This is a genomic window from Chryseobacterium aurantiacum (genome assembly GCF_003020585.1).
Classification (GTDB): domain Bacteria; phylum Bacteroidota; class Bacteroidia; order Flavobacteriales; family Weeksellaceae; genus Chryseobacterium; species Chryseobacterium aurantiacum.
The window spans coordinates 61910-82010 of sequence record NZ_PXUE01000005.1; the positions used below are offsets into that span (position 1 = coordinate 61910).

Sequence of the window (20101 nt, forward strand, 5' to 3'; positions counted from 1 at the left end):
ATTAATGAGTAGCCCTTTTTGTGTTTATTTTAAAACTTTTAAGTAGATTTTCTGTGTTTCATTGTTCAGTTTCACGTTAGGAAATTGCTTGTCATAATCAATGAATATATCTCCTTTCTGATCTGCTTTTCCGTTACCGTCAGAATCCCAACTCACAGTAACATAATATTTAACAGGCCCCATAGGTTTAGGTGTGATTTTAGTATCAGCATCTTTGGGTACTGGCAAATCTATGGTAAATGGCACAGATTTTTGCTCGTACTCTTTTTCAGTAATGAGAGTGGCCGGAGCATCTGCCAGTCTTTCATCGGCTCCATACAAACTTACCTTAAGCTTTGGATTCTTAATTGTAAAGCTTTCTGTTCCGGAGAATTCTATTTTAAGGTTGTCAGAAGAACTGCTATCTGCCACCGAAGTAGAAGCAGCCGTCGTTTTCTGGTCTGCCTTATTACAGCTTGATAACATTAATGTACCCGCTGCCATGAATAATAAAAGGTGATTTTTCATGTGTTCTTTATTATGTTAATATTAATTGACTTATTTCACTCATAATGGATAACAAAATCCATACCCAGATGATTAGGTTATTATTTTATGATGAATAATTTTAATATTGATTTCTATTTGGAGTAAAATAAAACCAGATCGTATAATCTGGTTTTAAGTTTAATAGTCTTTATTTATATCCTAAAATCTGGTTTTCTGCATTAATGGCATCTTCTACAAATTTTTTAAATTCCGGATATTGGTCTTTTTTAATATTATCCCAAGGAGTTTTAGATTTTCTGGTTATTTTTAATCTATTATTCTTTTCAAGCTCATAATGGATTGAATAATTAAAATTATTATACGCAAGGGTTTTATTTTCAGGGATTTCAATAAATTTCATTCCCTCAGGAATGTTAAGATATACTTCTTCAAAATACTCATTCTGTCTTTCATACTGCGTGTACAAAATATCCATATTCCTGTTTTCCGTAGCTACCACATCTTTTGTAAATGGTTTTGTGACAAAAGGAATCTTCATAATTTTCAGGCTGCCAACAGATTGAGGCTTATCATTGATATTGAACTGAACTTCATAGGATAAAGGATTGATAGTAAGATCCTTTCCCTCTAATAATTTCACTGATTTCACATTAATCACCTTATCTAAAATACCACCATACTCTTTCTCCATGCTTTTTTTACGATTTTCTTCTGTCTGTGAATCCTGGAAGAAAGTATTATAATAGCTCTTAGTCTCCCCCATTGTATATTGTCTAATCATAAAGTTTTGATCATCACCGTTAATCTGAACCTCACTTATTGATTTGAAAAGATTTTTCGTGTTGTTATCTGCTAATATATCAATAAGTTGAGCTGTATTTCCATTGTTTTTATCAGTATAAATTATCAGACCTTTCGCTTTATAATTTCCTTTAACAATTGCATTAAATGGTAAATATTTGTCTGTCATTTCAAGGAAAGTATCTTTTCCGTCGAGATTTACTTTTACAATACAGTGATTGAAACTTAAATTCGGCAATAGAAGACGCTGTGGAGAGTTATCATTGGTTTGTACCAAAACAAGATTAGATTTTAATCCTGCCTGATTTCCAAGAATTACAAATAGGGTTGACAAATCTTTGCAGTCTCCAAGCTTAGTTACCAATGTTTTGGATGGCTTTTGAGGAATAAATCCACTTTGACGGAAGTCTACAGAGCTATAAGTTATATTTTTTTCTATATAATTATAAATTTTCTCTGCTTTTTCAGTATCATTTATTCCTGAAGTTCCGTTGGGGAATATTTCCTTGAATGCTTTTTCTACAACTCTGTCCGAAACGAGACTTTTTCTTGTAAGATCAGAATACCAGTTGGAAATTTCCTGCCATGTTTTTATAGAATTAGCTGTTACTGAAATGGTTGCATCATAATAGGTTGGTCCATAATTTTCATCCATATTTACTTCCGGAAGGTTACTAAGTTTCCAGGTCTGAAAAAGTTTATTGCCTACTTTTTTCTTTGTGGAAGCCACCTCTGCGTTGTTGCTTTTTACCTGATAAGGCATATTTTCAGGGGTAATTACGGTAAATACAGATTCTACAACAGGATATTCGGAATTAAAATAAGAACTAAGGTTAAAATCTTTATAGAAACGTCCACTTCTTCTTTCTACACTTTCTTTTTGGATAAGAACTACGTCACCTACCTCAAGATTTGTAAAAACAATCTGATTATCAGACTTTTCACCCGGAACAATGCTGCCGTTTGGTTTTACGATTTCAGATTTTAAAACATCATCATAATAGTTAATGTAATATTCCTTAAGCTCTTCAATTCCGCTTTCTGAAGTAATTTCGTAAACATAGGTCGTTCTTTTTTTGAATCCTCCTTCAGGATAAACGTTTACAATATATTCATCCAATAATGTGGTAACTCCTTTTTTTCCTTTTGTACTTTTATTTCTTCTTTCTGAAGCCAGTTTTTTCAAATCCTTTACAGAAACCTGATCAATTTCATCTTCAGTCTGCCCCAAATCTCTTATCAACTTATACATACGTTCATTCTCAGCAAAATGAGAAAGAGATTCCTTTGCATACTTTACCGCTTCATCCTTATTTTTCTGTAGTGCTAAGATTTCTGCCTTTAACGCCATCAGAGAATAGGAATAAGGAAAGTTTTCAAGTCCCTCATCAATCTGTTTCATGATTTCAGGATCTTTGGGGTCTTCCTGTAAAAGAGATACATATTTAATTCTCAGAACATTTAAAGACGAATACATTTCGATGAACTTTTTAAGAAGCTTTTTTTCATCTTCTACCCTGTTGGATTTTTCATAATACTCAAATAATGAAGACATAATATCCAGATTATTTCTTGTAGCAATAAAATCTTCCAGTTTTTTAATGATACCACTCTGATCTTTTTTATCAGATTCTTCAAGAGAAGTTAGAAGAACAATATATTTTTCGTTATTGGCAAAGTTTTTTTTGATGTTGGAAACATGGGATTTCATTTTTTCTACATCGTGGTTTCTGGCAGATATGATAATGTCAAAAAGATCAACCATATCCTTCGCTTTTGTTTTGTTAAGAATCGCCTTGTATTTTTCAAGCTCCTGAATACTCATGCTTTTGGTAAGGTTGTCATCCGCAATTTTCATCACCGGAACCTGATAATACTCAGGATCATTCACTTCTATATTTTTAAGAATCTCTGTAATCTTTCCCTGATCTTCCATGTTAGCATAATATCTGGAAAGAAGCAACTGAATCAGTGAGGATTTCGGATATTTTTGAGTAAAAACATCTATTTTTTCTTTTGCCTTGTCATTCTGTTGATTATTCAGATAGCCTAATGTTAAAAGGTAGTCATAAATAAAATCATTGGGAGACTGTACAATTTTCTCTTTAAGCCTATGTTCAAATTTTAACTCTAATTCTTTAGGCTGAAGCTGGGCAATGGTACTTTTTTTATAGTCCCGATACGTATCAAAATAATTCAGGTTACTGATTTTATTGTAGTTGGTATCGAAAGGAACAATCATAAAACCAGCCATCTTATCAGCCTGTGAATCACTTTTAATAAGTAATCGGTTCATCCCTTTCGGTAATACTACTTCCACAAGATGTGATCCTGTAGAGGTATAACCGTCCTTTGTACTTGAAAGTATTTCTACATCATTCAGGAAAACCTTAAGTTCACTGCTTGCATTCACTTCAAACCATACTTTTCTCTCTTCCGGATTGTCTATAAATGTCTGTGCGTAGACAATTCCTCTCCCATATTCCAGTTCGTTGAAGAAAAAATTGAATCCGTCATTATCTTTATATTTTTTATTGTACCAGCCGATATTACCAAAATTTCCGGTATTGAAAAGTTTGTCATTTTTAGCATAGATTTCCGGTTCATATTCATTGTCCATGCCGCTTCCGTTCAGGTTTTCAAATACTCCGGCATATTGCCATTTATCAATTTTTCCAAGTTTCGAAAGGGCCTCTGCAGATCCTGAGAAATTGCCTCTCAGATAATCAAAATAAGTTTTAAACTCTATTATACCATTTAGATGGCCAAAGTTTTTACTGCCGTATAAAAGATCTACCTTTTTATAGGTGTAATCATCAATTCCACTTTCCTCAACATCATTCAGCATAAATTTTTCCTTGAAAACAGGATACAAATAAGCTTCTTCGTCAGTAACATTTACAAAATTACTAACAAAGGTTTCATCAAAGATAAATTTACCCATTTCCTGATCTATCATTGCATCCAGAAAAAGGCTTTCAAAGTTTTTAAGTTTTTGGGACTGTAGTGTTTTATCGTAAAAAGTTCTTGCTTCATCTCTTTTGTTGTTCAGCAAAAGTTCCCAGGTTTTGGAGTGATCCTTTGACTGGGCAAATGCTCCGACTGATAAAAAATATACAGCCGAAATCAAAATTTTTTTCATGCTATTAGTTTCGTTATTAAGAATTATTTATTGTGTTTTGAATTTTCTTGGTAAGGGATTTAAATACCAATTCATAGGAATGATCTATTAATTTTAAGATGAGTTCTCTCCTTAAACCATCTATTGAAACAGAATTCCAATGGGTTTTATTCATATGGTAAGCTCCTGTAATCTGAGGGTATTGCTCACGAAGTTCTGCGCTCCATTCCGGATCTGTCTTTACATTAATAGACAGCGGCTGTTTTTCAAGGCCCATCAGCAGAAACATTTTAGTATCCACTTTCATCACAAGAGTCTCGTTATCAAAGGGGAAATTTTCTGTAACTGCTTTTTTAGCAAGACAATAATCTAAAATTTCGTTGGCGTCCATGTTTATCAGTTTATAGGTAAGCAATATAGTAAAAATGATGATTGGGTTTAGTTCAAAAATATAATGTTCTGAGATGTACTGGTTATAATCTTTAATCCCATAAAAAATATATAAACTTTAGATCAAATTTAGTAAATTTAAGAAAGGAAAATATCATCACCTCAAAATACATTGTTATGAAAGCTCTAGTAATCGGTGCTACAGGCGCTACAGGAAAAGATTTAGTTAATCAGTTACTCAATGACAAGGATTTTGAGGAAGTAGATATTTTTGTAAGAAAACCTGTTAACATTGAAAATGAAAGGCTTAAAGTTCATGTTGTTAATTTTGAAAAACCTGAGGAATGGAAAGAAATGGTGAAAGGGGATGTTGCATTTTCTTGTCTTGGAACCACTTTAAAGGATGCCGGAAGTAAAGAAGCCCAGAAAAAGGTAGATTTTGATTACCAATATGAATTTGCTAAGGCAGCCAAGGAAAATAATGTGGAAGATTATATTCTGGTTTCTGCTTATGGTGCAAGTTCTAAATCTAAGATCTTCTATTCCAAAATGAAAGGGGAACTGGAAGAAGCTGTAAAACAATTGCATTTCAATAAAATTACCATTTTTAAGCCCGGAATGCTCGAGAGAAAAGACTCTGGAAGAACAGGTGAAGTGTTGGGCAGCAGAATTATAAAGTTTGCTAATAAGCTTGGGTTATTGGAAAGTCAAAAGCCTTTACCTACAGATATTTTAGCAAAAGCAATGATTAATTCTTCTAAAATAAAGAGCAATGGTTACTCCAGTATCAAGCTTGGTAATATTTTTTGTTTCGCAGAGAAAGTAATTGATAATTAAAGCTTTATTACAAAAACCAGAATCGTTTTAGGGAAAGAATCAGAAGTAAAGTTATTATTAATTTTTAGTCATAAAAAAAGTGGGTTCCAATGACCCACTTTTACTCTATAAATTTTACTGATTGTTATTTTAAATGCTTTGTAATTGATTCACTTGTTGGTTTTGTAGTACTTACATAAGTATCAATTAATTTACCATTTTCATCAATTAAGAATTTGGTAAAATTCCAAAGAATACTTGTATTTTTTACTCCGTTTAACTCTTGTTCTGTTAAGTATTTAAAAATAGGTGCGATATCGTCTCCTTTTACGGAAACTTTAGCAGCCATTGGGAATGTTACCCCATAATTTTTCTGGCAAAACGTTCCAATTTCAGTATTGGTTCCTGGTTCTTGCCCTCCGAAGTTATTGGCTGGGAAACCTACGACCACTAATTTATCCTTGTATTCTTCATATACTTTTTCAAGGTCAGCATACTGAGGAGTAAATCCGCATTCTGAAGCAGTATTGACAATAAGAATTTTCTTTCCTTTAAAATCGGCAAAGTTGATTTCCTTTCCATCAAGGCCTTCTACTTTAAAGTCATATATTGTTTTTCCCATAAGTTCTTTGGTTTTAGCTTTAGAAATTTCACTTTTTTGATTGGTGCAGCTTTGCAAAACGGCAACAAATGAAAACAGCAGTAAAAAAATATTTTTCATTTCTTATAAATTTTATGCAGGATAAACTGCAGTTGAATTAAAACTTAAAAATATTGGCAGGAAAAACTTTGTTGATGTCAATTCTGTTAAGCAACATTACATAATCTCCGTCTTTCTTTGAGCTTGAAGATTCAATTCTGAAAGGCATGGTAAGGTTTCCTACTTTTTTGTAGTCAGAATATACCACTGTTTCATCTTTTTTAATCTCCTTTAGCAGCATATAAGTTTTTGTATCAAAATAATATATATTCTTATTGACATTCTTGGTAAGCTCTACTTTATGACAATAGATCTCTCCTACTTTTTCTTTTCCCAGATATTTGGCAGCAAAACCTTTGCTCTCCCAATCAATGAAGTCATTATCAAAGCTTTCTGAAACATATTCAGGATATTCCTGAAGTTTATTGGCTGCATAGTTCATGGCATATCCCTTGTTTCCGTCAAAGCCTTCAATAGCCGTTTCCTTTCCACTGATAGTAATAATCGTTTTGGTAAGGTTAGGACGTTGCTGGTATATTTTTATAGGATATTCGTCCTTTATTCCCAACACTACTTTTCCTTGCAGCAACACCGAGTTTAAAAGCTTCCAACTGGTTAAGCCTCCCGATAACTCAATATTTTTATCTATAATTTCTTTGGCTGTCTGGGCAAAGGTTAAGTGTGAAAATATCAGGGCAAATACTAAAAATAATCTCTTCATTAATTTTATTTATAAATTCAAATATAAGGGGATTTGGGCGAAATAGCAAAAAGGAAAGGAATGCAACAAGGTGGAAAGGTAAAATTTCGAACCTGTTGGCTCCTTTAACGGATTTTAAATCAGTTTCCTTGCTTTTTCCAAATCTTCAGGAGTATCAATGCCTACACCAATGAAGTTGGTTTCTATCATTTTGATCTTCATACCATATTCAAGGTAGCGGATACACTCAATTTTTTCAGAGATTTCCAATGGTTTCATTTGTAGTCTTGAGAATTGTAATAGCGCTTCTTTTCGGAATGCGTAAACTCCAATATGCTTAAAGTAGCTTACATCGTAAGAAACTTCCCTGTGAAAAGGAATTACGGAGCGGCTAAAATATAACGCGAAACCGTTGTTATCAGTAATTACTTTTACGTTATTAGGATTTTCAACTTCTTCTTTCTCTGATAATTTTATTTTCAAAGAAGCGAGTGAAATCTCTTTATGATCATCTTTCTTGAAAACCTCAATTAGCTGCTGTAAAGGTTCCAGTTTAAGGAAAGGTTCATCTCCCTGAACATTGATAACGATATCGCAATCTATATTCTGTACGGCTTCCGCAATACGATCACTTCCTGTTTCATGCTGTCCTGTCATTACAGCTTTACCGCCATTCTTTACAATTTCATCAAGGATAATTTCAGAGTCTGTAGCTACAAAAACTTCATCAAAAAGCCCTGTTTCCACTACATTTTGATAGGTAGTTGTAATAACGGTTTTTTCTCCTAAAGTTTGCATGAGTTTCCCTGGAAAACGGCTTGCTTCGTAACGAGCAGGGATGACAGCGATTATTTTCATTTAATAAAAATATTAATTAAGTCTTTTTAATTCAATAGGTTTTCATTCCGCCATTTAAAAACGCGGCAATGTACCTTTTATATTTAGATCAAATGTAGTGAAAACTATCTTATTTACTACAAAAAACAAAGATTTCAGGGGTTTAAAAAGAGAGTTTTACCCCAACCATATTATATTCCCATTGACGGGATGCAACAAAGTTTAGGTTATATTTTGTTTTTCCGATGGTTCCCTCTGATGAAGTATATCTGCTTTTTGAAATGGTTTTTCCTATAAAATATCCCATTAATAGGGCTAACGGATAATCTGAAGCCCAGTGAACTTTACTTTGCATCATTTGAAAGCATAAAGCTCCCGCTAAGGTATATCCTACCGGTTTTATCCATTTTGCATCCGGGTAATTATCTGCAATTACGGTGATACCTGCCATAAAGGTGGTTAGGTGTCCGGACGGCATTGCATCATAATTTGAGGTATTCTTTCCAAATTCTGAAAAACTTGGGAAAGGATTCCATGCACCTCCTTTATTACCATTTATTTCTGCAATAAACGGACTTTCTCTTCCGGTAATTCTTTTAATGGTCTGAGTAAAGACTCCGGAAAGAATTAAACTTTCCATTAATCCGCTTGCTGTAGCTTGTGCTCTGTAATCATTTTTAATTAAACCATAAGTTCCAAAACCGATTCCCAGAAGAACTAATGTAGATCCGTTCCCAATCAGGTATAGGGTTGATCCAATATCTTTAGGTATTTTAAAGACTCCTCCAACTTTATGGTAGTTGTTGTCTTTATCCATACCCCATCTTTCTCCCAGCTCTCGTGAATTGTCTATTAATTTCTGATCAAATGGTATAAGGATCAACGTTGATGCAACTGCTCCTCCTAAATAGTAAGCATGATCTTTTGCAACAAAATCTTTATTGGTATCAATAAAATTTCTTGGTAATTTGGTTACAAAGTCCAAAAGCTTAGGCTTGGGATAGGTTCTTACTGAACCGTCTTTTAAGGTGTAGGTTTGTACTTTTGGCAGCTCCATTTCCTGTGATAGCTCTTTCACTTTCAGTGTATCAATCTCTTGTGAGCATACCAATATTGAAACTGGTAAGAGTAGAAATCTCAGTTTTTTCATCGTGTAATTTTCGACTTTATTATATTTAAGTGTGTAAAAGCCCCAAAGGTAATTCCTAGTTCATGTTACTACAAAATATTTATCTAATTTTTAATGTTTATTTAATTTTTTTCATAAAGTAATAATCTTTTATTAATTGATAAACTTGATCAGAAAAATAATTCCATACATCCAGGAAACATATAGAAAAGAATAGAAAAAACCGAATCCGAAACTTTTTAATAAGTCTCCTTTGCATTTTCCAGAGTTTTTAAAAACAAAACGTAGGGCTCTGAAAAAAATCCAGTATAAAATGGCTCCTAAAAATAATATTGCAGACCAAAAGAAAAGTCCGAGAAAATAGGAAAGATAGATAAGTACAATAGAAAATACAATCCATAAAACAATAGAGAGAATAGCGCCTCCTATTCCATCTCCTGCAATTGGTGAGTCAAAATCAAAATTATCAATTGTGGGTGCTTTATCAGGGTATTTTTTTAATCTTTCTTTATTTAAAATACTCCCAATATTGTCTTTTAATTTCAAACCATAATACAATCCTAAGCTGATAAACAGAAAAAATCCGCCCGCTAAAATAGATGTTGATAGAATAGAATTTTGAAATAATGACCGATGAACTCCCTTTCCGGAAATCCAAACACTTACAATCACTATAGCTATTATTGCTAATGTAGAATAAAATAGATATTTTGTTTCAAGAAAAGATCTTCGGGGAAGTTTCATGGACTTATATTTTAAATAAAAAACTTCGACTCCAATCAGTATGACACTGCTAATGATAATATTTTAACGATGTCATGCTGAACAGAGTCGAAGCATCTATTTTATGTAAAGATTACTTTAATTTGTTCAAAGCGCTCTCCAGTTTTGGAAGCATTACCTTGATCTCATCCACAGCTAATCCTCCAACAGAAGCACGGAACCAAGGTTCAGATTTATCTTCCCCGAATGCTGAGAATGGTACTAAAGCTACTCCAGCTTCATTAATTAAATAGAAAACCAAGTCAGAAGAGTTTTCAATGGCAGCTCCATCCGGTTTTGTTTTTCCGATATAATCTAACTTAATAGTAAGATAAAGTGCTCCCATAGGCTCTATACTGTCCACAGAAAGTCCTTTTACTTTTAAATCCTGAACTCCACCGTGAAGAACTTTTAGGCTTTCTTCAAGTTTTCCTTTGAAATCTTCTACGAATACATTTACATTTTCAGGGTTTTCATAGAATTTTGCAGTAGCTTCCTGCTCTGGCTTTGGCGCCCAAGCTCCCACGTGGGTAAGAAGTGCTTTCATTTTATCTATGATATGTGCAGGACCGAATCCCCATCCTACACGTACTCCTGTTGCAGCAAGACATTTAGAGATTCCATCAATATAAATGGTATATTCTCTCATTTCAGGGAAAAGAGAAACCGGATCTACGTGTTCTGCTCCAAAAGTAAGGTTAGAATAAATTTGGTCATACATTAAGTATAACGGCTTTTCATCTGCCCCTCTTTTTTTGTTTTCAGCGATCACCAATTCACAGATTTCTGAAAGTTGCTCTCTTGTAAACATTGTTCCTGTAGGGTTCAATGGTGAACAAAGTGCCAGTAAAACAGCTCCATCCAAATGAGGTCTTAAATCATCTGCTGTTGGAAGGAAGTTGGTTTCAGGTTTGGTTTTTACTTCTACAGCGTTGGCTGAAGTAAGGTAAGCGTAGTGATTATTGTTCCAAGACGGTGTAGGATATATTACTTTATCTCCCTCATCTACAATTGTTTTGTATACGGCATAGATCAAAGGTCTTGATCCTGCTGTAATCAGGATGTCGTTAGCTGAATAATCCAGGTTCCATCTGTTTTTCAGATCCTTGGAAACTTCCTTTCTTAAAGATAAAAGTCCGTTTGCAGGAGGATAGTTTGTCAGATTATTCTGATAGGCTTTCTGAATCTCTTCCTTCAGCAATGCCGGAATAGGATAGATATTAGAATTCAGATCACCAATAGTAAGATTGGCAATTTCTGCTCCCTTTGCTTTTAGATCATTTACCTCGTTACCAATTTTTACAATTTCAGAACCGATCAGGTTCGCTGCTAATTTTGAAACTTTCACTTTTTTCTTATTTAAAATTTACTAATATTATCTTCTCAAATTGATTCTCTCTTCTATCTGATCCACAGGTACATGGGCATCATAAGCGGCTATTAGTTCTTTAGTTTTTTTCGCAGTAATAGAATTTGGATATTTTTTGATGATTCTATTATATTCTTCTCTCTTATCATCATAAATTTTGCCTTCTTCGCTGTCATAAATTCGATCACCGTCCATTCCCAGAAGATAATCCAGCAAGTAATTATGATAATCCTGTTTTACCACTTTTATCAGCGGGCTTTTAGGATATTTATTCATAAAATTTTCCCAAACGATTAATCTGTCTCCTAATTCTTCCCAGGTAATCAAAAGCCCCCCATTCACAGCATAGTTATCTTTTCTGTCTTTTGCTATCTGTGAGATATAGGCATCATAATCCGGCGTTACCTTATTCTTAAAAACAGACACATAATAATCTGGTAATGAATGAATTTCGGTAAGTCCTTCTCCCATTACACGGAATTCAAGACCTGCTTTGTTGAGTTCGACGGCAATTTTCTTTACATTCTCCGGTAGGTTGTAGGTGTCGGGCTCTCTTGTATGATAATCAACATATTTATCCAGTATATCCATATGTAAATCATTCAGACAACTGGTATACTTGTCTCTTATTTTTACATAGTCTTCATAAACCTTGTCATTCTGTTCCGGGCTATTTCCTGCAATTTCTTTATCAATTTTGGTACGATACCATTGAAGTGCCGTGATGTAGTCATCCGTCTTATGATTAGGAGAACAAGCTGTATCAATAGGTTTATACTGATCTTCCTTGGTTTCGTTTTTTATAATTGAATCATTGGCAGGCTTTACATCCGAAACGGCAGTTTCTTTTTTACAGGAAACTACGGCTGCAGAAAGCAGGCAAACTGCTACAATTTTTTTTATCATCTGTCTGCTATTACCTTAGGATTAATCCAGTTTTAAATCTGTTTTAACTGCTTCGATTTTAGCTTCCAATGATTTTAATTTATCTTTAAAATCTGCTTCAGACTTAATAACGTCTTTTACTGAAACATAGAATTTAATTTTTGGTTCCGTTCCGGAAGGTCTTACACAAACTTTGGTTCCGTCCTGTGTATAGTAAATTAATACATTGGATTTCGGAATATCGTTCATTACTTTTTTCTCGCCATTAGAAACAGTGAAACTGGTTTGCTCTTTAAAGTCTTTCACTTCTTCCACTAATGAACCTGCCAATTCTTTTGGAGGGTTTTCACGGAAGTTCTTCATCATATTCTGAATTTCTTCAGCTCCTTCTTTTCCTTTTCTTACGATGTTTACCAGTCCTTCGTAATACATTCCAAGATCTTCATAGATCTCGATCATATACTGATACATTGTTTTTCCGTTGGCTTTACACCAAGCAGCAATCTCACAAGCCAAAACGATACTACCACAAGAATCTTTATCACGAACAAAATCTCCTGTCATGAAACCGAAACTTTCTTCTCCTCCACATACAAATTTCTGTGTTCCTTCAGCCTCACGGATCATTTTTCCGATCCATTTGAATCCTGTAAGACCCACTTTGCATTCAACACCAAATTTTTGTGCAATATCATAGAAAACATCAGAAGTTACAATCGTAGAACCGATAAATTCTTTTCCTGTAATTCTTCCTTGTTTTTGCCATTCGTGCAGAATATAGTAAGTAAGGATGGTATTGGTCTGGTTTCCGTTCAATAACTGCATTTCACCGTCAAGGTTTCTTACAGCAATTCCCAGTCTGTCTCCATCCGGATCGGTTCCGATAACAATATCAGCGTTGGTAATTTTTGCAAGATCCATTGCCATTTCCAATGCCGCAGGTTCTTCCGGGTTCGGTGAATCTACTGTCGGGAAGTTTCCACTTGGGATCATTTGTTCTTTTACAAGATCCACTTTTTTAAATCCTGCTTTTGCTAAAGCTTTTGGAATTGTGGTGTACGTTGTTCCGTGGATAGATGTAAAGACAATATTTAGGTTTTCTTTTCCAGCGTTCTGATAAGTAGAGTTTTCAATACAGGTATCGATATAAACATCGTCCTGCTCTTCTCCGATCCACTCAATCAGATCATCATTACCGTTGAATTTAATTTCTTCAAATTTTACAGAATAAACTTCATTGATGATGGCTTCATCATTTGGCGGAACAATTTGCGCTCCGTCATTCCAGTATACCTTGTAACCGTTATATTCCGGTGGATTGTGAGAAGCTGTTAATACAATTCCTCCGTTACATTTTTTATCACGAACTGTGAAAGACAATTCAGGGGTAGGTCTGTGATCTTTGAAAAGCAACACCTTAATTCCATTGGCCGTTAAAACATCTGCAACCAATTTTCCGAATTCTTTTGAGTTATGACGAACGTCATAGGCAATGGCCACCTTAATTTCTTCTCCCTTGAACTGTTCCAGCATATAATTTGCCAATCCCTGGGTAGCCTGTCCTAATGTATATTTATTTAAGCGGTTGGTTCCTACTCCCATTATCCCACGCATTCCTCCAGTCCCGAATTCCAGTTCTCTGTAGAAAGAATCTTCCAGATCAGGAGAATTGCTTTCGATCAAAGATTGTACAGCATCTCTCGTTTCTTTATCGAATGTATCACTTAACCAAAGTTTCGCTTTTTCTAATGTTGTCATATTTATATCTAGTTTGGAAGCTGAAAGCCTGAAAAATGGACGCTTTCTTTTCGTCGTTTCCTACATTCAGCTGATGATTTTTTTAATTTAATTTCTTATTTTCTACTCTTGTTGTCTTATCTACTTTAAACGCTCTGATCGGGTCATTATAATAGATAAATTTTGCTGTATTATGAATATTTCCTTTTAAAGAATCCTTTACATTTACTTCAGCATAATTTCCATTTTTGGAATCAATATTCAGGTTGGTTATTTTCCAGTAGGGAGCAATTAAACTCGCTGTATCTGAAATCTTTATAACAGCATCTTTTGACAATCCTAAGAAGTTGGCGCGGCTTCTATTCTGCATTTCCACCTCTGCTCTTCTCGTATTAACAGATCCCATAAATGTAGCATGGTTTTTCATATTAAGCTTGAAATTATCGGTTTTAATTTCGCTTGAAATATTCATTTCCACAGAGTCTGCAACGGCAACTTTTTCAAGATTATATTTTGAATAAATAGTTACATTATAAAAATCTACACTTTTTGTTCCTCTTTTTTCCTTAATAAAAAGCGTTTTGTCTTTTACATCTACATCAAGGTTATTTGCCACATTGGGATAGGTTTCTATTTCCACAAAGTTTTTAGGACCTCTGGCATAGAAAACACGAAATTTCCCGGTAAGATCCAGATTAACAAACTCCGGAACTTCCACATCTTTCTTTTCAATATTTCCTTTTGGAGAAACTTTTCCACAGGAAACCACCGCAACCAGCATTAATGTGTATAATACTTTTTTCATATTTAATTTTAAATATTCTACTAACGATCTTAGGGATCTACTCTATTGAAAATTTCCGGAATCTTTTATACATCCGTCATGAAACTTTCAATAATATCTTTTAACAAAAATAGGATTAAAATTTCTAAAAAACTTTGTCATTTGACAATAAAAAACCTGATAATTTTCAATTTTACTTTTTTTTTAGACCTAAGAAAAGAATAATTGCTCAAATAAAATTAAAGTCAATCATCTATTTTTGAAATCGCCCAGCACGTATAGTCATTTAATCAATTATTTTTTTTGATGAAATGGCCTAAAATCCCAACCTAATACTTTCTGGGCGTTTTTTCGGAATGGAGAAAGGATTAAATAAAAATACCTCAGAAAGAAGAACTTCCTGAGGTATTAATAGGGTTTGATTTTAGTTAATATGGCTTACAACCTTATATCACTTCGTCAATATTATAATTTTTATGTTCGCGGTTGGTTCTGATAATCATTTCTCCAAGGAACCCTGCCACAAATAGTAATGTTCCCATAATCATCATTGTTAAAGCAATAAAAAACCAAGGATTATTGGTAATTAAATGCCCATAAATACCTCTTGCAACATCAATTAGCTTTGAAATTCCCAACCAAAGGGCTGAAAGGAAACCGAAGATAAACATCAACGTCCCTACTGCTCCGAAGAAATGCATAGGTCTTCCTCCAAAGCGACTTACAAACCAAAGAGTTACCAAATCCAGAAAGCCTCTAATGAACCTTTCTGTTCCGAATTTCGAAGTTCCGTAAGGTCTTGCCTGATGCTGAACTTCTTTTTCTGTAATTCTTCTGAATCCTGCATTAGCCGCCAATACCGGAATATAACGGTGCATATCACCATATACATCCACCGATTTTACAACCTGCTTTTTGTAAGCTTTCAGGCCACAATTGAAATCATGAAGTTCAACTCCGGATACTTTTCTGGCTGCGGCATTGAATAGTTTTGACGGAACATTCTTGGTCATTACATTATCAAAACGCTTCTTTTTCCACCCTGAAACAATATCGTAATTATCATGAACTACCATATTATACAGCTCAGGAATTTCTTCCGGAAAATCTTGCAGATCGGCATCCATGGTAATTACCACATCTCCGTTTGTTCTTGAAAAGGCAGCATGAAGTGCCTGTGATTTTCCATAATTTCTGGAAAATTTAATACCGTGGATCTGAGGATGCTGTACTTTTAAGTTCTCAATAATGCTCCACGATAAATCCGTACTTCCATCATCTACAAACCATATTTCGTAAGACAAACTATTGGTTCTGCAGACGTTATCAATTCTTGAAAAAAGTTCTTCCAGAGAATCTTCCTCGTTCAGTAACGGAATAACTATAGATAAATTCATTTAATTTTAATAAAATTAGGCTTGTTCTGTTTCTTCGGGCTGATAGATCGTTCTCGTTCTGAAAAATGCTCCGAAAAACACTGACAAAACTACGTAAAATATAAGAATTGCTGCAAAATATCCTGAAAAATGACTTGCGGTAAGCATATCTTTTCCTTTCACAGCCTCTGGAGTGAAGCTTTGTAGCCTCTCTTTATACTTCTGATCCAGCTCATCAATGTCTTTTTGATGCTTCATAATCTTTCTGGCTGAAGTATATTCAGTATCCAATTCCGATTTCTGTCTTTGAACATATTGATAGTTCAGCAGCTTCTTTGCATCTGGATCTACAAAGTTTAAAAAAGAATAAATACTGAAAATTGAAAGAATTCCTCCGATGAACATCGGAACGAAAGCTCTTTTGAAAGCTTCTTTAAAACTTACCACTCTATGGTTGTTCCAGTATAATTTTACAGACCAAAATGCAGCTCCTGCATACAAGATAGGCAGAATAAACGCGTTGGCTTTCAGTGAAATATCAAAATAATTGATACCTGAAAAAAAAGTATATACTACAAAGAAAACAATCATTGTAGCAATAAAAAGTATAATTCCTAGTGTTGATGGACTTTTCGTCATATTTAAATTTTTAGAAAAAAGTTGAAAAATTATTCCTCTAAATGTCAGCTGTTTAGCTTTACCACTGCATTTTTTCGACTAATTTTCTTTAATAAAGTTTTGAAGTTTACAAATATTTCCTACCTTTGCAACGGCAAGTCCTAAACAACCAGCTCCTGAGAATCCTCCAGGGTGGGAACGCAGCAAAGGTAATTGGTCGTAGCGGTGTGATTTAGGTAGCTTGCCATTTTTTTTTGGTTTAAAGTGAGAAGAGAGGTAATTTGATAATTATCTTTTTTTGTTTTTAATACCTTACGCATCATTTTCATTTTTCTAATTTTTAGATTACCTCAGTTTTATTCTCTATTAAAATTCGAATGTTTCTCCCAGTTTTGGTAAAACAAGTTCTACATTTTTATCTGCAAAATGCTTTAAAGCACTTTCATGGTTGATCTCAATGGCAGGGAAAGTATCAAAGTGACATCCAATTACCTTTGGAGTTTTCAATAGTTCTGCTGCTGCAAAAGACGCTTTTCGTGGGCACATTGTGTAGTGGCTACCGATAGGAAGGATAGAAAGATCTATGTTCCCATACAATCTTGGAAATAATTCCATGTCTGCCATTACTCCTGTATCTCCTGCTAAATAAACATTCTTCCCTTCAGGAAGTCTGAAAATATACCCCACAGGAACCCCTCCGTAGCTCCCATCAGGGAAAGAACTGGTGTGGTGAGCCGGAACCATGGAAATTTTAAGATCGTCGATTTTTGCTGATCCTCCAAGGTTCACATCGTCTGTATTCTTCGCTGATTTGAAATAACCGCATACTTCAGGCACTCCAATTATGGTTGCTTCAGGATAATGCTGTAATACTTCTCCTACATCCGCGATGTGATCGCCATGTGCATGGGTCAGCAGGATGTAATCGATTTTTTGAGCGGTAATATCAAAACCTGATTCCGCTTTTTTGTAGTTGTAAAAAGGGTCGCTCAAAATGGTCTTGTCCTTATACGTGAACAAGAAACAATTTTGCCCTAAGAATTGTATTTTCATTTTAAATTTAGTTTAAATTTTTAAACACAAATGACTCAAATAGTTTCACAAACAGCACACTCATTAACGTTAGTGAAATTTGTGAAAACATCCGGGTTATTTGTGTTTTATTTAATCATAAGTCGTTAGCTTATTTCTGTGGAAATTTATCCTCAATCAGGTTCAGTTTAATTCCGTGTTCCAAATAGGCTTTACAGCCATCCAAAACCGTCGTAAAACCGCCTGTATTGTCATTAATCACTTTTAACAGATCTTCACCAGTCTGGCTGAATCCATAGCTTTTAATAACAACAAGGGTTCCTTTTTCCATTGTTTTAAACTCATAGTCTACATTTGTTGAAAGCGCTCCCCATTCTGTTCTGATCAGCTCATTTGGAATAATTTGCTGAACTTTTACTTCAGATTTTACGCCATACATTTCCCACTCCCAGGTTGCCGTTTTTCCTTCTTCAAGTTTTCCTGTAGATTTTGTAAACCAGAAATTGGTAGTTACTTCGGGATTGATGAATGCTTCAAAAACATCTTCAATCGGTTTTCTGATAAGCATTTGTGCTTCAACGTAAATTGTAGGACTCATAATATGATATTTTAGATTTAGTTAAATAAATTAAGTCCGGCTGCGGTAAGAATTGCCATTATAAATGTCATAATCCCAACCTGCTTTAAATATTGATCTAATTCCTTTGGTTCTTTAACCGACATGATGTTTCTTCTCAGTTTTGCCAATGGAAACAGAAGGATCATTACGATGAAAACATAATAATTTTGCTGTTGTATAAATCCATTTACTCCTAAAAAGATAAGAATTAGCACCAATGGAAGCTGTAATAACACCATTTCGTAGATCATTGCATTTTTGAATCCGATTCTTAATGCAAAACTGTTCTTTCCGGATATTTTATCACTTTCAATATCCCTCATATTGTTAAGGTTTAAAACCGCCATACTCATCATTCCTACTGCAGTTCCCGGTAATAACATATCCCAGCTGAAAGTTTTTGTAAAAAGGAAATAGCTACCACATACGGAAACAAGTCCAAAAAATACAAACACGAAGATATCTCCCAGTCCCATATATCCATAAGGTTTTTTTCCTACTGTATATCCAATTGCTGCCAAAATACTCGCCACTCCTAAACCGATGAAAATGTAAAATTCATTCATATAGTCCGGAATAAAAGCAACATAAAGTAGCGCAATGGTAGCGATGAAAGATAATGCTGAAAACAAAATCACAGCATTTTTCATCTGTTTGGCGGTAATTTTTCCTGACGCTACTGCTCTTGCTTCGGCTTCATTGATTCTTTTTGCATCTGTTCCTTTTACACCATCACCATAGTCGTTGGCATAATTTGATAAAATTTGGTACAATAGTGTTACCAAAAGTGCCAGGGCAAAGATTTTCCAGTCCCAGATTCCTCCTTCTCTATACAATCGCCACTTTGCTATGAATGCTCCCATTATAATTCCGCTAAGGGAAAGCGGTAAAGTTCTTAGCCTTGCGGCTTTTATCCAATCAGTCATACTATTTTTATGTATTCATGTAAAATGTATTCATGTAAAATGATAAAAACGACCCTTAGGCCATTAATACTTTTCACATGAATACATCCATATCATATTTACGATATCCATTTATCTTCTCCGAAGTTGGGCTTTCTTTTTTCAAGGAATGCATTTCTACCTTCTTGAGCTTCTTCTGTCATATAAGCCAAACGGGTTGCTTCTCCTGCGAAAACCTGCTGACCTACCATTCCATCATCGGTAAGGTTCATGGCAAACTTCAACATTCTGATTGACATTGGAGATTTTGCTAATATTTCTTGTGCCCATTCATAGGCTGTATCTTCTAGTTCTGCGTGAGGAACCACTTTGTTTACCATTCCCATTTCAAAAGCTTCCTGAGCTGAATAGTTTCTTCCTAAAAAGAAAATTTCACGAGCTTTCTTCTGTCCCACCATTTTAGCAAGGTAAGCAGATCCGTACCCTCCGTCGAAACTTGTAACATCCGCATCTGTTTGCTTGAAAATAGCATGTTCTTTACTGGCTAAAGTAAGATCACAAACTACGTGAAGGGAATGTCCGCCACCAACTGCCCATCCAGGAACAACCGCAATTACTACTTTAGGCATAAAACGGATCAGACGTTGAACTTCCAGAATATTTAAACGGTGTCTTCCATCTTCTCCAACATACCCTTGATGACCTCGTGCTTTTTGGTCTCCTCCGCTACAGAAAGCCCAACCTCCGTCTTTAGGACTTGGTCCTTCTCCTGAAAGCAAAACCACACCTATTGAAGGGTCTTCTGATGCATCATAAAAAGCATCATACAATTCTGAAGTTGTTTTAGGTCTGAAAGCGTTACGTATTTCCGGTCTGTTGAAAGCGATTCTTGCTACACCATTACATTTTTTATAGGTAATATCTTCGTATTCCTTGGCGGTTTTCCACTCGATCATCTTATTAAAATTTTTCTCAAAGATACGGAATTACAGAGAATTTCCGGGGTTAAATTTATTTATCCACTTCATAAA

Annotated in this window: 19 protein-coding genes and 1 other RNA gene; 2 read left to right on the plus strand and 18 right to left on the minus strand. The window is 34.6% G+C overall.

All coding sequences use genetic code 11. From position 1 onward, the window contains the following. Positions 1-24 precede the first annotated feature (24 nt). The 3 genes from C7D53_RS16385 to C7D53_RS16395 all read right to left on the minus strand — a co-directional run bounded on the left by C7D53_RS16385 (position 25) and on the right by C7D53_RS16395 (position 4802). Entirely contained in the window at positions 25-507 is a 483-nt protein-coding gene (locus tag C7D53_RS16385) for a hypothetical protein (protein ID WP_228422395.1), read from the minus strand. A 169-nt stretch (positions 508-676) separates the two neighbouring features. Continuing rightward, positions 677-4432: a DUF3857 domain-containing protein gene (locus tag C7D53_RS16390; RefSeq protein WP_106917499.1), complete on the minus strand. Its 3756-nt coding sequence runs from the start codon at positions 4430-4432 to the stop codon at positions 677-679. Positions 4433-4448: 16 nt separating this feature from the next. Then, positions 4449-4802 carry an MmcQ/YjbR family DNA-binding protein gene (locus C7D53_RS16395; protein ID WP_106917500.1) on the minus strand — a complete coding sequence of 118 codons (354 nt, stop codon included), beginning with the start codon at positions 4800-4802 and terminating at the stop codon, positions 4449-4451. Between the two features lie 176 nt (positions 4803-4978). Here C7D53_RS16395 and C7D53_RS16400 point away from each other — a divergent pair, with 176 nt between their 5' ends. Beyond that, positions 4979-5638: an NAD(P)H-binding protein gene (locus C7D53_RS16400; RefSeq protein ID WP_106917501.1), complete on the plus strand. Its 660-nt coding sequence runs from the start codon at positions 4979-4981 to the stop codon at positions 5636-5638. 124 nt (positions 5639-5762) lie between these two features. Here C7D53_RS16400 and C7D53_RS16405 read toward each other — a convergent pair whose 3' ends face one another. From C7D53_RS16405 to C7D53_RS16455, 11 genes are all read right to left on the minus strand, one after another. Continuing rightward, positions 5763-6338: a glutathione peroxidase gene (locus tag C7D53_RS16405; RefSeq protein ID WP_106917502.1), complete on the minus strand. Its 576-nt coding sequence runs from the start codon at positions 6336-6338 to the stop codon at positions 5763-5765. 37 nt (positions 6339-6375) lie between these two features. Continuing rightward, positions 6376-7038: a histidine kinase gene (locus C7D53_RS16410; RefSeq protein WP_106917503.1), complete on the minus strand. Its 663-nt coding sequence runs from the start codon at positions 7036-7038 to the stop codon at positions 6376-6378. A 114-nt stretch (positions 7039-7152) separates the two neighbouring features. After that, a complete protein-coding gene (gene kdsB / locus C7D53_RS16415) occupies positions 7153-7875 on the minus strand; it encodes a 3-deoxy-manno-octulosonate cytidylyltransferase (RefSeq protein WP_106917504.1) in 723 nt (240 codons plus the stop codon). A gap of 142 nt (positions 7876-8017) precedes the next feature. After that, a complete protein-coding gene (locus C7D53_RS16420; RefSeq protein WP_106917505.1) occupies positions 8018-9004 on the minus strand; it encodes a phosphatase PAP2 family protein in 987 nt (328 codons plus the stop codon). A 132-nt stretch (positions 9005-9136) separates the two neighbouring features. Further along, positions 9137-9727, minus strand: a complete 591-nt coding sequence (locus tag C7D53_RS16425) for a hypothetical protein (protein WP_106917506.1) — start codon at positions 9725-9727, stop codon at positions 9137-9139. 112 nt (positions 9728-9839) lie between these two features. Beyond that, entirely contained in the window at positions 9840-11093 is a 1254-nt protein-coding gene (locus C7D53_RS16430) for a pyridoxal phosphate-dependent aminotransferase (protein WP_106917507.1), read from the minus strand. Between the two features lie 27 nt (positions 11094-11120). Then, positions 11121-12020, minus strand: a complete 900-nt coding sequence (locus tag C7D53_RS16435; protein WP_106917508.1) for a hypothetical protein — start codon at positions 12018-12020, stop codon at positions 11121-11123. Between the two features lie 21 nt (positions 12021-12041). Next, a complete protein-coding gene (locus C7D53_RS16440) occupies positions 12042-13757 on the minus strand; it encodes a phospho-sugar mutase (RefSeq protein WP_106917509.1) in 1716 nt (571 codons plus the stop codon). Positions 13758-13839: 82 nt separating this feature from the next. Continuing rightward, positions 13840-14541: a GIN domain-containing protein gene (locus tag C7D53_RS16445; protein ID WP_106917510.1), complete on the minus strand. Its 702-nt coding sequence runs from the start codon at positions 14539-14541 to the stop codon at positions 13840-13842. Positions 14542-14966: 425 nt separating this feature from the next. Beyond that, on the minus strand, positions 14967-15917 hold the full coding sequence (locus C7D53_RS16450; RefSeq protein WP_106917511.1) for a glycosyltransferase family 2 protein: 951 nt from the start codon (positions 15915-15917) through the stop codon (positions 14967-14969). Between the two features lie 15 nt (positions 15918-15932). Continuing rightward, a complete protein-coding gene (locus C7D53_RS16455; protein ID WP_106917512.1) occupies positions 15933-16535 on the minus strand; it encodes a DUF4199 domain-containing protein in 603 nt (200 codons plus the stop codon). 131 nt (positions 16536-16666) lie between these two features. Here C7D53_RS16455 and ffs point away from each other — a divergent pair. Next, positions 16667-16764, plus strand: an RNA gene (gene ffs / locus C7D53_RS16460) — signal recognition particle sRNA small type. Positions 16765-16880: 116 nt separating this feature from the next. Here the strand turns inward: ffs and C7D53_RS16465 are convergent. The 4 genes from C7D53_RS16465 to C7D53_RS16480 form a co-directional block, all read right to left on the minus strand. Beyond that, positions 16881-17567 (minus strand): metal-dependent hydrolase, encoded by a 687-nt coding sequence (locus C7D53_RS16465; RefSeq protein ID WP_076351782.1) that lies wholly within the window; start codon positions 17565-17567, stop codon positions 16881-16883. 130 nt (positions 17568-17697) lie between these two features. After that, the gene (locus tag C7D53_RS16470) at positions 17698-18144 is read right to left on the minus strand and encodes an SRPBCC family protein (protein WP_106917513.1); all 447 of its coding nucleotides are present in this window, start codon (positions 18142-18144) and stop codon (positions 17698-17700) included. 17 nt (positions 18145-18161) lie between these two features. Continuing rightward, the gene (menA, locus tag C7D53_RS16475; RefSeq protein WP_106917514.1) at positions 18162-19091 is read right to left on the minus strand and encodes a 1,4-dihydroxy-2-naphthoate octaprenyltransferase; all 930 of its coding nucleotides are present in this window, start codon (positions 19089-19091) and stop codon (positions 18162-18164) included. 98 nt (positions 19092-19189) lie between these two features. Then, positions 19190-20026, minus strand: coding sequence for a 1,4-dihydroxy-2-naphthoyl-CoA synthase (locus C7D53_RS16480; RefSeq protein ID WP_076351776.1), 837 nt, complete (start codon positions 20024-20026; stop codon positions 19190-19192). Positions 20027-20101 lie beyond the last annotated feature (75 nt).

Coding starts and splice junctions, on each gene's coding strand:
- C7D53_RS16385 (WP_228422395.1), bottom strand. CDS start 507: ATGAAAAATCACCTTTTATTATTCATGGCAGCGGGTACATTAATGTTA.
- C7D53_RS16390 (WP_106917499.1), bottom strand. CDS start 4,432: ATGAAAAAAATTTTGATTTCGGCTGTATATTTTTTATCAGTCGGAGCA.
- C7D53_RS16395 (WP_106917500.1), bottom strand. CDS start 4,802: ATGGACGCCAACGAAATTTTAGATTATTGTCTTGCTAAAAAAGCAGTT.
- C7D53_RS16400 (WP_106917501.1), top strand. CDS start 4,979: ATGAAAGCTCTAGTAATCGGTGCTACAGGCGCTACAGGAAAAGATTTA.
- C7D53_RS16405 (WP_106917502.1), bottom strand. CDS start 6,338: ATGAAAAATATTTTTTTACTGCTGTTTTCATTTGTTGCCGTTTTGCAA.
- C7D53_RS16410 (WP_106917503.1), bottom strand. CDS start 7,038: ATGAAGAGATTATTTTTAGTATTTGCCCTGATATTTTCACACTTAACC.
- kdsB (WP_106917504.1), bottom strand. CDS start 7,875: ATGAAAATAATCGCTGTCATCCCTGCTCGTTACGAAGCAAGCCGTTTT.
- C7D53_RS16420 (WP_106917505.1), bottom strand. CDS start 9,004: ATGAAAAAACTGAGATTTCTACTCTTACCAGTTTCAATATTGGTATGC.
- C7D53_RS16425 (WP_106917506.1), bottom strand. CDS start 9,727: ATGAAACTTCCCCGAAGATCTTTTCTTGAAACAAAATATCTATTTTAT.
- C7D53_RS16435 (WP_106917508.1), bottom strand. CDS start 12,020: ATGATAAAAAAAATTGTAGCAGTTTGCCTGCTTTCTGCAGCCGTAGTT.
- C7D53_RS16440 (WP_106917509.1), bottom strand. CDS start 13,757: ATGACAACATTAGAAAAAGCGAAACTTTGGTTAAGTGATACATTCGAT.
- C7D53_RS16445 (WP_106917510.1), bottom strand. CDS start 14,541: ATGAAAAAAGTATTATACACATTAATGCTGGTTGCGGTGGTTTCCTGT.
- C7D53_RS16450 (WP_106917511.1), bottom strand. CDS start 15,917: ATGAATTTATCTATAGTTATTCCGTTACTGAACGAGGAAGATTCTCTG.
- C7D53_RS16455 (WP_106917512.1), bottom strand. CDS start 16,535: ATGACGAAAAGTCCATCAACACTAGGAATTATACTTTTTATTGCTACA.
- C7D53_RS16465 (WP_076351782.1), bottom strand. CDS start 17,567: ATGAAAATACAATTCTTAGGGCAAAATTGTTTCTTGTTCACGTATAAG.
- C7D53_RS16470 (WP_106917513.1), bottom strand. CDS start 18,144: ATGAGTCCTACAATTTACGTTGAAGCACAAATGCTTATCAGAAAACCG.
- menA (WP_106917514.1), bottom strand. CDS start 19,091: ATGACTGATTGGATAAAAGCCGCAAGGCTAAGAACTTTACCGCTTTCC.
- C7D53_RS16480 (WP_076351776.1), bottom strand. CDS start 20,026: ATGATCGAGTGGAAAACCGCCAAGGAATACGAAGATATTACCTATAAA.